Below are 14,890 nucleotides of genomic sequence, written 5' to 3'. Positions count from 1 at the left end.
CAGGTGGAAATCACCAGCGGCCTGGCCGCCGGCAACCGGGTAGCCGCTGCCGGCAGCTTTGTCCTCAAGTCCGAGCTGGGCAAGGGCTCGGCCCAGCACAGTCATTGATCACGGGGACACCTGCATGTTCGAACGCCTGATCCAATTCGCCATCGAGCAGCGCCTGGTGGTGATGCTGGCCGTGGTCCTGATGGCCGCGGTGGGTATCCACAGTTACCAGAAGCTGCCGATCGACGCCGTACCCGACATCACCAACGTCCAGGTACAGATCAACACCGCCGCCCCCGGCTATTCGCCGCTGGAGACCGAGCAGCGCATCACCTTCGCCATCGAGACCGCCATGGCCGGCCTGCCCGGGCTGCAGCAGACCCGCTCGTTGTCGCGCTCCGGTTTGTCGCAGGTTACGGTCATCTTCGATGACGATACCGACCTGTTCTTCGCCCGCCAGCTGGTCAACGAGCGCCTGCAAGTGGCCCGCGAGCAGTTGCCCGATGGCATCCAGGCTGGCCTGGGGCCGATCTCTACCGGGCTGGGCGAGATTTTCCTGTGGACTGTGGAGGCCGAGGAGGGGGCGCTGAAGGATGACGGTAGCCCTTACACCCTGACCGACCTGCGGGTGATCCAGGACTGGATCATCAAGCCGCAGCTGCGCAATGTGCCGGGGGTGGCCGAAGTCAACAGCATCGGCGGCCATGCCAAGCAGTACCTGATTGCGCCGGAGCCCAAGCGCCTGGCCGCCTACAAACTCACCCTGAACGATCTGATCACGGCGCTGGAGCGCAACAACGGGAACGTCGGCGCCGGCTACGTCGAGCGCAACGGCGAACAGTTGCTGATCCGTGCGCCCGGGCAGGTGGCCTCCGCCGAGGACATCGCCAACATCGTCATCTCCAGCGTCGACGGCACGCCGATCCGCGTCAGCCATGTCGCCCAGGTTGGCCTGGGCGAGGAACTGCGTTCGGGCGCGGCAACCGAAAACGGCCGCGAGGTGGTGTTGGGCACGGTGTTCATGCTGATCGGCGAGAACAGCCGCACGGTGTCCCAGGCGGTGGCTGCCAAGCTGGTCGAGATCAACCGCAATCTGCCCAAGGGCGTGGTCGCGGTGACGGTGTACGACCGCACCAACCTGGTGGAAAAAGCCATTGCCACGGTGAAGAAGAACCTGGTCGAAGGCGCCATCCTGGTCATCGCCGTGCTGTTCCTGTTCCTGGGCAACATCCGCGCTGCACTGATTACCGCCATGGTCATTCCGCTGTCGATGCTGTTCACCTTTACCGGCATGTTCAGCAACAAGGTCAGCGCCAACCTGATGAGCCTGGGTGCGCTGGACTTCGGCATCATCGTCGACGGCGCGGTGGTGATCGTGGAAAACGCTATCCGCCGCCTGGCCCATGCCCAGCAACGGCATGGCCGCATGCTGACCCGCAGCGAGCGCTTCCATGAAGTGTTTGCCGCCGCCCGCGAGGCGCGTCGGCCGCTGATCTACGGGCAGCTCATCATCATGGTGGTGTACCTGCCGATCTTCGCCCTGACCGGGGTCGAGGGCAAGATGTTCCACCCCATGGCCTTTACCGTGGTCATGGCCCTGCTCGGCGCCATGATCCTCTCGGTGACCTTCGTGCCCGCGGCCCTCGCGCTGTTCGTCACCGGCAAGGTCAAGGAAGAGGAAGGCCTGGTGATGCGTACCGCGCGCCAGCGCTATGCCCCGGTGCTGGCCTGGGTGCTGGGCCGGCGCAAGCTGGCGTTCACCGCCGCCGCCACCCTGGTTGTGTTGTCCGGGGTGATGGCCAGCCGCATGGGCAGCGAGTTCATCCCCAGCCTCAGCGAGGGGGACTTTGCCTTGCAGGCCCTGCGCGTGCCGGGTACCAGCCTGTCGCAGTCGGTGGACATGCAGCAGCGTCTGGAACGGGCGATCATAGCCCAGGTGCCGGAAGTGGAGCGGGTGTTCGCCCGTACCGGCACGGCCGAAATTGCCTCCGACCCGATGCCGCCAAACATTTCCGACGCCTATGTGATGCTGCGTCCAACTGCGCAATGGGCCGACCCGGGCAAGCCACGGGACGAATTGATCGCCGAGGTGCAGCGGGCTGCGGCCAGCGTGCCGGGCAGCAATCACGAGCTGTCGCAGCCGATTCAGCTTCGCTTCAACGAGCTGATTTCCGGGGTGCGCAGTGATGTGGCGGTGAAACTGTTCGGTGATGACATGGACGTGCTCAACCGCACCGCTGCGCAGATCGCCAGCAGCCTGCAGGGCGTGCCTGGCGCCTCGGAGGTGAAGGTCGAGCAGACCACCGGCCTGCCGGTGCTGACCATCGACATCGACCGCGACAAGGCCGCCCGCCATGGCCTGAATGTGGGCGACGTACAGGATGCCATCGCCATCGCCGTGGGTGGCCGTACGGCCGGCACCCTGTATGAAGGCGACCGTCGCTTCGATATGGTGGTGCGCCTTTCGGAAACCCTGCGCACCGATGTCGACGGGCTGGCCAGCCTGTTGATCCCGGTGCCGGCCAGTGCCACTGCGGGCACCGGGCAAATCGGCTTTATCCCGCTGTCGCAGGTGGCCACGCTGAACCTGCAGCTTGGGCCCAACCAGGTCAGCCGTGAGGACGGCAAGCGGGTGGTGGTGGTCAGTGCCAATGTGCGCGGGCGTGACCTGGGCTCGTTTGTCGAGGAGGCCGAACAGGCGTTGATTGGCCAAGTGCCGATACCGCCGGGTTACTGGACGCGTTGGGGTGGCCAGTTCGAGCAGTTGCAGTCGGCGACCGAGCGGCTGCAGGTGGTGGTGCCGGTAGCCTTGCTGCTGGTCATGGCGCTGTTGCTGATGATGTTCAACAACCTCAGGGATGGGCTGCTGGTATTTACCGGCATTCCGTTCGCCCTTACCGGTGGGGTGCTGGCGCTGTGGCTGCGGGATATTCCGCTGTCCATTTCTGCCGGGGTGGGGTTCATTGCCCTGTCCGGGGTAGCGGTGCTCAACGGGCTGGTGATGATCGCCTTCATCCGTGGCTTGCGTGAGGAAGGGCGCACGTTGCGGGTGGCGGTCGAGGAGGGCGCGCTGACGCGGTTGCGGCCGGTGCTGATGACGGCACTGGTGGCGTCGCTGGGGTTCATCCCGATGGCCTTGGCTACCGGAACCGGGGCAGAGGTGCAGCGGCCGCTGGCGACCGTGGTGATTGGCGGGATCTTGTCGTCTACCGCACTGACATTGCTGGTGTTGCCGGCGCTGTATCAGTGGGCGTATCGGCGGGAGGAGGAGGTGCAGGAGGGCTGATAATCCGGGGCGCCAGCCCCCACAGGGATCGCGGCTGTCAGCCTTGACGCAATCCCTGTGGGAGCTGGCTTGTCGTGGCGACGAACCGCGGCGATGGGCCGCGCAGCGGCCCCAGGATTTCAAACGGTACGACGAGCCTCACCGCTAGCGCCGTCCGCCGCTACGTCATCATGCAACGAAATCCGCGAAGTCTCCGGCAACGCCAACCCACCGACCAACGCCACCAGGGCAATCACCACCAGGTAGAACGCCGGGGCCAGGCTGCTGCCGGTCTGCCCGATCAGCCAGGTCGCCACCAGCGGCGCGGTACCGCCAAACAATGTGTAGGCGACGTTGTAGGTAATCGCCGAGGCGGTATAGCGGGTGCGGGTAGGGAAACTTTCCGACAGCAACGCCGCGGTCACCACGCCGCTGCACAATGCCCCCACCGCCAGCAGTATCACCCCCAGCAGTGCGCCCGACAGCGAACCGGAGCTGGCCAGCCAATACGCCGGGAACACGCACAGCATCACCCACAGGCAGGTAAAGCCGATGGTCTTGCGCCGCCCGACCCGGTCCGAGAACGCCCCGGCCAGCGGGCAGCCGACGGCGGCGAACAGCAGGGCCACGGTGGTTACCAGCAGCGACTGCGCACGGGTCAGGTTGCCGACCAGTTGCAGGTACGTGGCGAAGTAGGTGGTGAACATGTAGAACGACAGCGCCGTCAGCGAGATGAAAGCGCCCAGGTTACGAATCGCCCGGCCATGGTGACGCAGGGTTTCCTTGAGAGGCGAGTGTTCGTGCTGCTTGCCTTGAGCGACCGCTTCACGGAAGGCCGGGGTTTCTTCCATGCGCCAGCGCAGGTACAGCCCGACCAGCCCCAACGGTGCCGCGATCAGGAACGGAACACGCCAGCCCCAGGCACTCATGGCCTCGGCAGACAGGCTGGCCTCCAGGCCATAGGCGATCACCGCTGCACAGGCAAAGGCGGAAAAGGTCGAGACCGGTACGAAACTGCCATAAAAGGCTCGCTTGTTGCTGGGCGCGTGCTCCATCAGGTAGGCGCAGGCACCGGCATACTCGCCACCGGCAGAAAAGCCCTGCAGGCAGCGCGCCAGGGTCAGCAGCACGGGGGCGGCCAGGCCGATGCTGGCGTAGGTTGGCAACAGGCCGATCAGGGTTGTGGAGCCGGCCATAAGCAGGATGGTCAGCGACAGGATGCGCTTGCGCCCCAGCCGGTCGCCCAGCGCACCGAACACGATGCCGCCCAGTGGGCGCAGGGCAAAGGCCACGGCGAACACCGCAAAGGTCTTGAGCAAGGCTACGCTGGCGTCCTCGCTGGCAAAGAACTGGCTGGCGATCAGCGTGGCGAGAAAGCCGTAGACGGCAAAGTCGAACCATTCGACGAAGTTGCCGATGGCCGAGGCAGCGATCACCCGGCGCAGGGTGGCGGGGGATACCTCATGAGGTGCGGGCATGCGGGGGCTCTCCGGTTCCATTGGTAGTATTCGCCAGTAGATAACCGGGAGCGCAAGGGTGCTGTGTCGAGGGCGACCTCGGGATATTCGATTCAACCAGGGTTGCAGTGTTCTTACAGTCTCCCGACCTTCCACGGCGCGTATTCGAGTTCGCTGTAGCCCTGGGCCTTGCCCTGTTCGTCAGTACTGAAGCCGGGCAGGCGGCTCAGGTCCAGCGTCAGGCTCGCCGGTATCGGCGGTGGCGATACCGAGTTGCAACGCTTGCTGCATGTCACGGGTGAAGGTTTGCAGGCTGAGCGTGTCGGGCTCGGAGGCAGGACGGCTCTGGCAGCCTGTCAGCGCGATGAGGGTGACAACCACAAGCGCTGGGGACAACGGTCTGAACACAGGGACTTCCTTGATGATGCAGGGGCCAGCTTTCATGCCGGCATGGGTGATGACGACCATTATCACTCAGGGCGGTCGACGGTTTTGTGGAGTTTGTGCGTAGGAACTGCCCTTAAGGACGATGCCAGCACCAGGCCGGCATCGCCCTGTGCATCAGAAGCGCATGTCCAGCGCCAGTTCGACGGTGCGCGGTGGCCCCATGTAGTACTGGCTGCTGTAGGCCTGCTTGGCGTACACCTCGTCGGTCAGGTTGCGCACGCGCCCGGTAAGCGTGGTGTGCTCATCCAGCCGGTAGCGGGCGAAGGCGCCGAACAGCGTGTACGCCGGGGCCTTGAGGCTGTTGGCGTTGTCGGCATACACCGAACCCACGTAGCGCCCGTCCGCGCCCACCGACCACGCCGCGGACAGGCTGTAGGTCAGCCACAGGTTGGCGACACTGGCCGGCACGTTCACCGGGGCGTTGCCCATGCGCGACACCGACACGCCGTTGACCGCCTCGTTGAACTCATCGTACTGCGCATCGACATAGGCATAGTTGGCCTCGGCCAGCAGTCTCGGCGTTACCTGCAGGCGCCCGGACAACTCCACGCCCCGCGAGGTCTGCTGTCCGGCCTGGACCGTGAGGTTGGCGTCGTTCGAGTCGCGTACGGCAAAGTCCTTGCGCACGATCTGGTACAGCGCCAGCGTGGCCGCGCCGCGCCCATCGAGGAAATCGAACTTGCTGCCCACCTCCCACTGCTCGCCTTTGGACAGGTCGAACAACCCCACGTTGGAATAGGTCGCTGCCGCCAGCGAACCGGCAGGCAAGTCGGCCGAACTGCTGTACTGCGCATAAAGGCTGGCGTTGGCGGTCAACGCATAGGTCAGGCCGATGCGCCCGGACAGCGGTTCCCAGCGCCGCTCGAAATACGCCGGCGAGGTTGGCGTGACCGCACCGTAGTTGGTTACCTGCATGTCCAGGTAGTCGTAGCGCAGGGCGGTCAGCAGGGCCAGGCGCTCGGTGAGCTGCAGGCGGTTTTCGGCAAACACCGCGCGGTTGGTTACCTCGTGGCGGCGTTGCTTGGTCAGGCCGGCATTGACACCGGGTATGTCATCGAAGCTGCCGGGGTCGAAGTGCTCGGCATCCACCACATCGCTCCAGCTGCTGGAAGTGGGGTAGAGGGTCTGGCGCATGCGCGAGTATTCCAGCCCCAGCGACCACTGGCTGGCCAGGCCAAGCAGCTGGTTGTCGTGGCGCACTTCGATGCGGTCGCCCAGCAGGTTCTGCTGGTGGCTTTGCAGGTAGGGGCTGCTGCGCTGCACTTTGCCGTCGGGTGTATAGGCGTAGCGTTCGAGGTTGCGGTAATCGCGCTGGGCGTTGTAGTGGTACAGGGTGTTCTGCACGCTGGTGCTGTCGCTGACCTGGTAATCGAGGATCGAGCGCAGCCAGCGCACCCGCTGCTCGTAGCGGCCGTCGGCGACGTTGTAGTTTTCGAAGCGGCGGCTGTTGTCGATTTTCATCGTGCTGCGCCCGGGGAGGATCGGCGAGCCCCAGTAGGGGCTGTCTTCGCGGTCTTCCTGATACTCCAGCGCCAGGGTGTGGGTGAGGTTGGGCACCAGATCGCTGAGCAGCGAGAACGCCAGGCTGTCGCTGTGCCGCTCGTTGCGGTCGACGTAGCCGTTGCCATGCCCGCGGCTAAAGTCCAGGCGGGCGAAGTGCCGGGCGTCGGCCGGGTTGCTGGCCAGTGCCTGGTTGATGCCGAACGCCACTTCGCTGTCGTCGAAACTGCCGTAGCGGATACGGCCGTCGACGATTTGCTGGTCGCGGCTGGCCAGCTTGCTGATGTAGTTGATCGAGCCGCCCACCGCACCGGCGCCATGCAGGAACGAGGAGGGGCCGCCGATCAGCTCGACCCGGTCGAGCACCCAGGCATCTATCGGTCGGGTGGCACTGCTGTAGCCCAGGTTGATGCCGTTGTACAACTGGGTGACCTGATTCTGGGTGAAGCCGCGGTAGGCGACGAAACCGCCAAAGCCGGGGTTTGCCGAGGCGTTGACGCCGGTCATGGCGTTGATCACGTCCTGGCTGTCCTTGGCGCCGCGTTCTTCGATCAGGCGGCGGTTCGAGACACTGACCGAGGCGGGCGTTTCCCGCGCGGTCAGGCCCAGGCGTGAGCCCGTGCGGATCGGCTCGTCCAGTTGTACGCCGCTGGCGGGGTCGCGCTCACCGTCGATGGTGGTGGCGCCGAGTTCCACGGCGGCGCCGTCGGCCCAGGCAAAGCTGCAGGTGCCCATCAGGAGCACCAGGGAGGAATGGCGAAGCATGTTGATGTGTCTTCCACGCAAAGGTCATGGCTGACCGCGAGCGCGCAGGCAGGCGCGCCCGGCTGAGGTCAGGCGAGATGAAGTACGGCTGCGGGGATGGCTGTGGGGGAGGCGCGAGGATTGAGCGCGGGGCGTAGGTAGCGCGGGGGCGGCTGCGCCCAGCTGCGCACGACGATGGGCGAGTTGGCAACGGCTTGCGCCGGGGTGAGCGACCAGCCGCTGCTGCCGAGCGGCACGGCCAGGCCAAATGAGGAGCACACCGGGCAGTCGAGCTGGGCCATGTGCTGGTCACCGCCGGCGCCATCGAGGTCGATGGCCACGCCGTGTTCGCTGTTGACCGAGCAGAAACCGCCTTCCAGGCCAGCCAGGCGCAGGCCGCCCATCTGGCCATGATGCAGGCCGCACAGCAACAGGCTGAACAGGACGCTGGCATAGAGCGTCCAGGCAGTCAGCGTGCGAGTGTGCCGGGTGGTTTTCATGGCGGCGAATCTACCACCCGGATGAACGGTCGGGTAGCTCTTTGACGCTACAATTTCACGCTGCCTTGCAGCCCTGTCGCCTCAAACCGGCAAACTCTGGTAGGGCAACTCGTCCCCCGGGCTGCGCTCGAACTGGCGCTTGTACTCGCGGCTGAACTGCGACGTGCTCTGGTAGCCCACCCGGTGTGCCGCCTGCGCCACCCCAAGGCCTTCGCCGATCAGCATCTGCTGCGCCTTCAGCAACCGCAGGCGCTTGAGGTACTGCATCGGCGCCATGTCGGTGCAACGTTTGAAATGCTCGTGGAACGTGGAAACACTCATGTTGGCGCGTGCCGCCAGCGCCTCCACGCTCAGCGGTTCGGTGTAGTGCTCGCGCAGGTGAGCGAGGGCGGCGCCGATGCGGGCGAAGTGCCCCTGTTGCTCCACCAGTGCCCGCAACACGCCGGCTTGCGGGCCGCGCAGGGCGGTGTATAGCACCTCGCGGACCCGCGACGCGCCTAGCACTTTGGCGTCCAGCGGGTCCTGCAGGCAGCGCAGCAAGCGCTCCACGCTTTCGCGCATGGGTGCGTCCAGCGCCGCCGAGGTCATCGATTGCGGTGTTTGCGCCTGCACCGCAACGTCCGGCGCCAGGTCCATGCGCTGCACCAGTTCACCGAGCACGGCACGGTCGATGTCCACCGCCACTCCCAGCAAAGGCGCTTCGCGGGTGGCGAAGGTTTCACACATGAACGGCACCGACAATGCCTGCACCAGGTAGTGCCCCGCGCCGTATTCCAGGGTGCGTGGGCCGAGGCGGGCCAGCTTGCTGCCCTGCGCCAGGATCATCAGGCTGGGCTCATAGATCTGCGGGCTGCTGGCCACATAGTGGTCCCAGCTGAGTACCTGCACCTGGGGTAAATGCGTGGGCACGAAACCCGGGCGGGTGGCGAGGCTGCGAATCAGTTCGCAGAGCGGCGCATTGGCATCGACGTGGCGGGTCAGTTGCATAGTGAACCAAGGCAGAGAATCAGACATCCTGATCATCGCAGATTGGAGGCAGAGCGCCAGGTGTCCTATGGCATCTTCGGAGAATCAGGCATGCATGCCGGAGGATCAGCCGTGGGCTCGGCGGTAAACCACGCGCAGAATGCGCCGCCTGAATCGTTTCACTTCACTGCGAGGCCCTGCATGTACACTGCCATTGGTTACGCCGCCCAAACCCCCACCAGCCCCCTGGCCCCCATGACCTTCGAGCGCCGCAGCCCGCGCCCGGACGACGTCGCGATCGAGATCCTGTACTGCGGCGTGTGCCACTCCGACATCCACCAGGCGCGCAACGAATGGGGCATCGCCGTGTACCCGCTGATGCCTGGCCACGAGATCATCGGCCGCGTCACTGCGGTGGGTGGCCAGGTGACGGCGCACAAGGTCGGCGACCTGGTTGGCGTCGGCTGCATGGTCGACTCCTGCCGCCACTGCGAGGCCTGCGCCAAGGATCTGGAGCAGTACTGCCTGGAAGGCCCGACCATGACCTATGCCACCCCCGACCGCGTCGACGGCAGCAACACCATGGGCGGTTACTCCAGCAGCATCGTGGTCAGTGAGCACTTTGTGCTGCGTATCCCGGCCGGCATGGACCTGCCCAGCGCCGCGCCGATCCTGTGCGCCGGCATCACCACCTATTCGCCGCTCAAGCATCATGGCGTCGGCCCGGGCCACAAGATCGGCATCCTCGGCATGGGTGGTCTGGGCCACATGGGCATCAAGCTGGCCAAGGCCCTGGGCGCCGAAGTGACCTTGTTCACCCGCTCCCAGGCCAAGGCCGAGGAAGCCCGCCGACAAGGCGCCGACCACGTGATCGTGTCCACCGATGCTGAACAGATGCGCGCCGCTGCCGGCCGTTTCGATTTCCTGCTCGATACCATTCCGGTGCAGCACGACCTCAACCCGTACCTTGAAACGCTGAAGTTCGATGGCGTGCACATCCTGGTCGGCCTGATCGAACCGATCGACCCGGCGGTGCATGCTGCCAACCTGGTGATGAAGCGCCGGGTGCTGGCAGGGTCGTTGATCGGTGGGGTCGCTGAAACCCAGGAGGTGCTGGATTTCTGTGCCGAGCATGACATTCGCTGTGATATTGAGATGCTGGATATCCGCAATATCAACCAGGCGTATGAGCGGATGATTGCCGGGGATGTGAAGTATCGATTCGTGATCGACATGGCCACGTTGCAGCGCTGATTGATCGGTTGCCTGAGGTGGCCTCTGCGCGGGGGAAGCTACGGGGATCGCATCAAGGCTAACGGGTGCTGCAGGCCTTGCGGCAGGCCCTTGTCAGCCCTGACGCGATCCCCATGGGCTGGCCTGCCGGCGATCACCCCGGCGCATTCAGCAGGTCCGGTCACCCAGGCAAAAAAAGGGCCCGCAAGGGCCCCGTAGAGGTAAATGGCTAACGTCCTCAGGCGCTCTCGACCTTGCGCGGCGCCATGAAGTACATCCACACCAACGCCAGGAAGTACATGGCCGGAATCATGGTGAACAACACGGCATAGTTGTTGTGGGTAGCAGTCAGCACGCTACCGACAATCTGCGTCATGAACATGCCGCCAATCGCCGCGCACATGCTGCCGAAGCCGAACACTGTGCTCACCAGGTGCTTGGGTGTGTAGTCCATCACCAGGCTCCAGATGTTCGCCGTCCACGCCTGGTGCGCACCCACCGCCAGCGAGATGGCCGCCACTGCGACCCACAGGCCGCTGGCGTTTGCCGCAAAGGTGACGCTGAGCATGGTGCAGGCAAAGATCAGCATCGACACCAACCGCGCAGTGGTTGCGCGCACGCCGCGTCCGATCAGCCAGGACGACAGGATGCCGCCACCGATGCTGCCAAAGTCTGCAGTCAGCCAGATGATGATCAGCGGGATGCCCATCTGGGTCACGTCGATGCCCAGGCTGTATTGCTGGTTGAGGAACGGCGGCAGCCAGTACAGGTAGAACCAGAACACCGGCGCAGTAATCGCATAGGCCACTGCGAACGCCCAGGTGCCACGCAAGCGCAAGATGCGGCTGAATGGCACGCGAGTGGGCTCGGGCTCGTCATCCTGCTGGATGTACTCGACCTCGCTTTGGCGCACGCTGGGGTGGTCTTCAGGGTTGTAGTACTTCAGCAGCCACAGCACCACCCACACCAGGCCCAGGCTGCCCATGGCGATAAACGCGGCCTGCCAGCCCCACACCGCCAGGATCACCGGCAGCAGCGCCGGGGTGACCATGGCGCCGACGTTGGTACCCGCATTGAACAGGCCGGTGGCAATCGCCCGCTCACCCGCCGGGAACCACAGGCGTACGGTCTTCACGCAGGCCGGGTAGTTGGCGGCCTCGGTCAGACCAAGAATGAAACGGCAAACCATGAAACCGGCCGCCGAGGTGGCCAGGCCGTGGGCCCCGGTGGCCAGGCTCCATAGCAGCACGGCAAAGAAGAACGCGCGCTTGACCCCGACCTTGTCGATCAAACGGCCCTGCAGCAGGAAGCCGATCGCATAGCCGACCTGGAACCAGAAATTGATGTTGGCGTAGTCCATCGCCGTCCAGCTCATTTCCTTGGCCAGCACCGGCTGCATGATGCCGAGTGCGGCGCGGTCGATGTAGTTCAGGGTGGTGGCGAAGAACACCAGGGCAAGCATGCCCCAGCGGGTCTTGCCGACGCCGAAGGCGCCGCGAAGCTTGTCGCCGATCGAACCCTGAGGCATCCGGGTGGCGGCGGGGGTGATCTTGGAATGGTTCATAGACTGCTCGTTTCTTGAAATTGTAGTCAGCTGCGGTGCTACGGGTACGTGACCAGTTACCGGGCAGAGGGCACGCAAGGCCGGTGCATGGTGAGCAGTGAAGCCGGCAGCGTCAATTCGAGAGACGGGCTACTGTTCGGTTATCGAACGGTTGCGTTGCCTGCGTGTGGGGCAGGGGCCAGTCAATTGATGAAGGTAGTCGGGACTGGCGCTGGATACAGGATGGCGCAAGTCGAGCGGGAGGGGGGAAGTGCGGGTTATGGACGTCATGCCAGCGTGCATTCAGGCCCAGGCAGTAGCCCAGCGCTCGACCTCGGCGCGGCCGTATTGCTCGATCCACGATCGCACTGTCTTGTGCAAAGTGCTTTTCGCTTCCACCACCTCGCCCGTGTACGGGTTCTTGTAGTACTTGCTTTGCCGCGCGCGGTAACGCGGGGATGGTGCGAGACGAGACCAATGCTGATAACTATCGTCGTATTCCTGCCGGCTCTGGCTCTCGAGGATGGCCACGACATTCGACAGGTTGAACTGGTATTCGGCAAGCAAGTCGTGGAGTTTGCATTCGAATTCGAATTCGCGTTTGAAATGGGGGTTGACCTTGATGAAGGAAAGTTCGGATTTTTTAGCAGCGAGCAGGCGCTCCAGGGCGCGGAATTCGGCAAGGCGGGACATGGTTTATCTCCAGCGGTTGATGGAGATAGTGTTAGTGGCTGCAAAGCCGTAATGCAAGCAGTGAAATAATTTGAGAAGTTATTTTTGAAGATGTTAGTGGGTGTGTCGGCGAATGGTTTGTTTAATGCCGAGAGATATCTGTAAGTTTGTTCCTACACGAGAGTACTTGATAGAACATGGCGTGGTTCCATGGGGCGTTCCTGAAAGAAGCGGCTGGCGATAAGAGGCCGCAGGACGGCCCCGGTCGTTGACAGGCAGGCATGAGAATGCACGGCTTAGTTGGTGGTTGCGGTTAGTTAATCAGCCAACCCGGGTCTCCCTCGACCAGCACGCCTCCATGGCTGGTAGTATCTCCCTCCCTGGCGGCCGGTTGGCCTTCGATGATCGTGCAGGCAGCGCCGGTTTCGATGACGGCGCCGCAACTGGTGCGGTCGCCGACCCGTGCGATGGCCTTGCCATCCACGAACGCGGCGCTTGCCCCGGTTTCCACGATGCCCACCCCATGGATCGGGCACTCATGACGATGGCCTACAAGTACGATGGGTTTCATTTGCGCTTCCTTTTACCTGGTTGAATGACCGGTGCTTCTTCGAAGGCCGCCTGGGGTGGTGCGGCGGCCCGGATGTTGAAGAGCCGGCAGAGGCCGTACCAGCAGATGGCAAGCGTGAGGTTGTAGGGGAACAGCACCGCCCAGAATGGCAATTGCCAGTTCTTTTTGCCCTGCATTTCCCCCGGCTCGCCGGTTCGCCAAGGGGCGTAGTGCCGCCAGGCTTCTGCCGGGGTCAGACAGATGGCGTGAAGCGGCTTGTGCCACCAGTTGGGTTCACTTGGCGGGGGAAGTTTGTCCGGGCCGTGGTCCATGAAATGGCGTAGGTATTCCCAGACTTCGGCGACGTGCCTGACCCCGGGTTCTGTGGGTTCGTTGCTGTCGATCCAGAGGCAGTCTTTCTGATGGAGAGTGCCGTCCTCTCGGCGAGGGGCGAAGGCAAGGGCGTAACTGGTGCTGAACGACGAGCCACCATATTCGGTGCGTTTGAAAACGCCTCCGCCGGTATTGTTCCAGTCGAAGATAATTAACTTGCTTAAGCGTTGATAGTATATTTTTTGGGTTGAGCGGTTGAGGCAGAAGCTGGATAAACTTTTTATGAAGTATATTCGATAAATGAGAAAGGGGGAGAAAGTGAAGGGCATGAGTACGAATCCGATAGTTAGTGCGGGGTCAGATATAAAATATTCAAAAAATTCACTATCAAAGAGGTAGGGATAAAAGCCAAGCATTAAAAATATGTTCATTGCGCAGTACAGTTTTGCCATGAATACTGAGTCTGATACCCAGGGGTTTCGCAGCTGTAATGTGTTTTTGGTTAGATCTATTAGTTGTCCGCCAATGGCAGGTTTGTGCCCTGAGCATGATGCTGTGTTGAATAGCCAGATGGTTGCCATAATCATCGCTCGAGATGAAAAGTTGAAAGGATCTCACTGTCGTCATCTAGCCCCTGATTAGGGCAGTAGGCTAGCCGCAGAGAGATAGATTTATGGTGGGGCAGCGGCCTTTCGAAATGCAAAATCAACCCAGCGCCTGCAATGTGCCCGGTAGGCGTAATAGGGAACACGTCCATGCCTTGGTCGTTACGAAAGGCGGCTAAACTTCCTGCCCATTCGCTTACCCCTAGCACGAAGCTTGGCAGAAGCACTACGAATTCAGCGGTTGGTTGAGTCGTGGCTACTTCGTTGCGTGTGATGGCAGCCCAGTCTGGTGGCGCCCAGTGGTTGTTCTGGCGCCATCTGCTATCGACGTTGTTTACACCGAGTGATTGAGCTTGCTCGGCCGATAGCAGTTTTGGCCCATAATGCTCCCTGTGCCAGGCTTTGATTTCTGCGTGCAGCGAAGTAAAGGCGGGAAGTTTCTTCTCATGGTCCAGCGTAATTTCAGCGCGGATTTCTCCATCATTGATGCGATTCCCGAAGATGCTGCGGGCTGCCCAAAGCTCAATTGAACTGTGAAGGTGCTCATGCGCTTTGGCATGAAGGTAGAGACCTCCTGCAATGATGCCCACCCCTACGAGTACAAGCGCAGCTGCGGCCCATCCGGCAAAGGGCACAATCGATGTAGCGCCCGCGACTGCAAGTCCAGCCTCAAGGACGACAGCAGAACCAATCGCCATGGTGAGTCCGCCTCCTAGCGTATATACCGCTGCGGCTCGATTGCCGTTTTTGAATTGACGTACTCCTTTAGCACCGTCCGAAAACAGGCTAAATGCTATTGCGGGATAACCCGCCAAACGCGCAAACAGATTACTGCTCAAAAACTGGATAACGCCGTTGCCAAAAGCCATCCCCGGGGCTGTTGAACTCAGCCTCAGCATGACGGCCTTTTGCGTGGCCCGTGTGCTGACCAACGTCGCCGCTGCCGCACCGATCACGCCAAAAATGGATGAAGCAAACCCCATCGCGTATTCCGGGGCATCGCTCTTCTGCAGGCTGTTATAGGCCGTCTTCAGCGACAGCACGTTGAACCACAGCATCCCCGCGTTCAAACCGCCTCCGCCGCCAG

11 protein-coding genes and 1 pseudogene are annotated in these 14,890 nt (G+C 62.8%); 2 read left to right on the top strand and 10 right to left on the bottom strand.

What is annotated here, in order from left to right:
• The first annotated feature begins 124 nt into the window (after positions 1-124).
• Positions 125-3,274, top strand: a complete 3,150-nt coding sequence (locus HP547_RS09045; protein ID WP_172286108.1) for an efflux RND transporter permease subunit — start codon at positions 125-127, stop codon at positions 3,272-3,274.
• A 119-nt stretch (positions 3,275-3,393) separates the two neighbouring features.
• Here HP547_RS09045 and HP547_RS09040 read toward each other — a convergent pair whose 3' ends face one another.
• The 5 genes from HP547_RS09040 to HP547_RS09020 all read right to left on the bottom strand — a co-directional run bounded on the left by HP547_RS09040 (position 3,394) and on the right by HP547_RS09020 (position 8,888).
• Positions 3,394-4,731, bottom strand: coding sequence for an MFS transporter (locus HP547_RS09040; RefSeq protein WP_172286107.1), 1,338 nt, complete (start codon positions 4,729-4,731; stop codon positions 3,394-3,396).
• 180 nt (positions 4,732-4,911) lie between these two features.
• Entirely contained in the window at positions 4,912-5,178 is a 267-nt protein-coding gene (locus tag HP547_RS09035; RefSeq protein WP_172286100.1) for a hypothetical protein, read from the bottom strand.
• 93 nt (positions 5,179-5,271) lie between these two features.
• A complete protein-coding gene (locus tag HP547_RS09030) occupies positions 5,272-7,422 on the bottom strand; it encodes a TonB-dependent siderophore receptor (protein ID WP_172286106.1) in 2,151 nt (716 codons plus the stop codon).
• A gap of 68 nt (positions 7,423-7,490) precedes the next feature.
• Positions 7,491-7,901 (bottom strand): DUF2946 family protein, encoded by a 411-nt coding sequence (locus HP547_RS09025; protein WP_172286105.1) that lies wholly within the window; start codon positions 7,899-7,901, stop codon positions 7,491-7,493.
• Positions 7,902-7,982: 81 nt separating this feature from the next.
• Complete coding sequence (locus tag HP547_RS09020; protein ID WP_172286104.1) at positions 7,983-8,888, bottom strand: AraC family transcriptional regulator; 906 nt, start codon at positions 8,886-8,888, stop codon at positions 7,983-7,985.
• A gap of 180 nt (positions 8,889-9,068) precedes the next feature.
• Here HP547_RS09020 and calA point away from each other — a divergent pair, with 180 nt between their 5' ends.
• Positions 9,069-10,121 carry a vanillin reductase gene (gene calA, locus HP547_RS09015; protein WP_172226242.1) on the top strand — a complete coding sequence of 351 codons (1,053 nt, stop codon included), beginning with the start codon at positions 9,069-9,071 and terminating at the stop codon, positions 10,119-10,121.
• A 217-nt stretch (positions 10,122-10,338) separates the two neighbouring features.
• Here the strand turns inward: calA and HP547_RS09010 are convergent, their stop codons facing one another.
• The 5 genes and pseudogenes from HP547_RS09010 to HP547_RS08990 form a co-directional block, all read right to left on the bottom strand.
• Positions 10,339-11,664, bottom strand: coding sequence for an MFS transporter (locus tag HP547_RS09010; RefSeq protein ID WP_172286103.1), 1,326 nt, complete (start codon positions 11,662-11,664; stop codon positions 10,339-10,341).
• Between the two features lie 282 nt (positions 11,665-11,946).
• A complete protein-coding gene (locus HP547_RS09005) occupies positions 11,947-12,336 on the bottom strand; it encodes a histone-like nucleoid-structuring protein, MvaT/MvaU family (protein ID WP_172226236.1) in 390 nt (129 codons plus the stop codon).
• 292 nt (positions 12,337-12,628) lie between these two features.
• The gene (locus HP547_RS09000) at positions 12,629-12,886 is read right to left on the bottom strand and encodes a PAAR domain-containing protein (RefSeq protein WP_172286102.1); all 258 of its coding nucleotides are present in this window, start codon (positions 12,884-12,886) and stop codon (positions 12,629-12,631) included.
• Entirely contained in the window at positions 12,883-13,779 is an 897-nt protein-coding gene (locus HP547_RS08995) for a DUF6708 domain-containing protein (RefSeq protein WP_172286101.1), read from the bottom strand. Before HP547_RS08995 ends, HP547_RS09000 begins: the two co-directional genes overlap by 4 nt.
• Positions 13,780-13,781: 2 nt before the next feature.
• Positions 13,782-14,890 (bottom strand): annotated as a pseudogene (locus tag HP547_RS08990) (hypothetical protein); the annotation flags it as partial.

The organism is Pseudomonas sp. CM27 (genome assembly GCF_013179515.1).
GTDB lineage: Bacteria > Pseudomonadota > Gammaproteobacteria > Pseudomonadales > Pseudomonadaceae > Aquipseudomonas.
The sequence above is the reverse complement of the archived record's forward strand: the minus strand, read 5'-3'. Positions and strand labels throughout refer to the sequence as shown.

Bases quoted from the DNA above. Each gene is read 5' to 3' on its own strand.
- HP547_RS09025 (WP_172286105.1), bottom strand. From the start codon at position 7,901: ATGAAAACCACCCGGCACACTCGCACGCTGACTGCCTGGACGCTCTAT.
- HP547_RS09000 (WP_172286102.1), bottom strand. From the start codon at position 12,886: ATGAAACCCATCGTACTTGTAGGCCATCGTCATGAGTGCCCGATCCAT.
- HP547_RS08995 (WP_172286101.1), bottom strand. From the start codon at position 13,779: ATGGCAACCATCTGGCTATTCAACACAGCATCATGCTCAGGGCACAAA.
- HP547_RS09010 (WP_172286103.1), bottom strand. From the start codon at position 11,664: ATGAACCATTCCAAGATCACCCCCGCCGCCACCCGGATGCCTCAGGGT.
- HP547_RS09005 (WP_172226236.1), bottom strand. From the start codon at position 12,336: ATGTCCCGCCTTGCCGAATTCCGCGCCCTGGAGCGCCTGCTCGCTGCT.
- HP547_RS09035 (WP_172286100.1), bottom strand. From the start codon at position 5,178: ATGGTCGTCATCACCCATGCCGGCATGAAAGCTGGCCCCTGCATCATC.
- HP547_RS09040 (WP_172286107.1), bottom strand. From the start codon at position 4,731: ATGCCCGCACCTCATGAGGTATCCCCCGCCACCCTGCGCCGGGTGATC.
- HP547_RS09020 (WP_172286104.1), bottom strand. From the start codon at position 8,888: ATGCAACTGACCCGCCACGTCGATGCCAATGCGCCGCTCTGCGAACTG.
- HP547_RS09030 (WP_172286106.1), bottom strand. From the start codon at position 7,422: ATGCTTCGCCATTCCTCCCTGGTGCTCCTGATGGGCACCTGCAGCTTT.
- HP547_RS09045 (WP_172286108.1), top strand. From the start codon at position 125: ATGTTCGAACGCCTGATCCAATTCGCCATCGAGCAGCGCCTGGTGGTG.
- calA (WP_172226242.1), top strand. From the start codon at position 9,069: ATGTACACTGCCATTGGTTACGCCGCCCAAACCCCCACCAGCCCCCTG.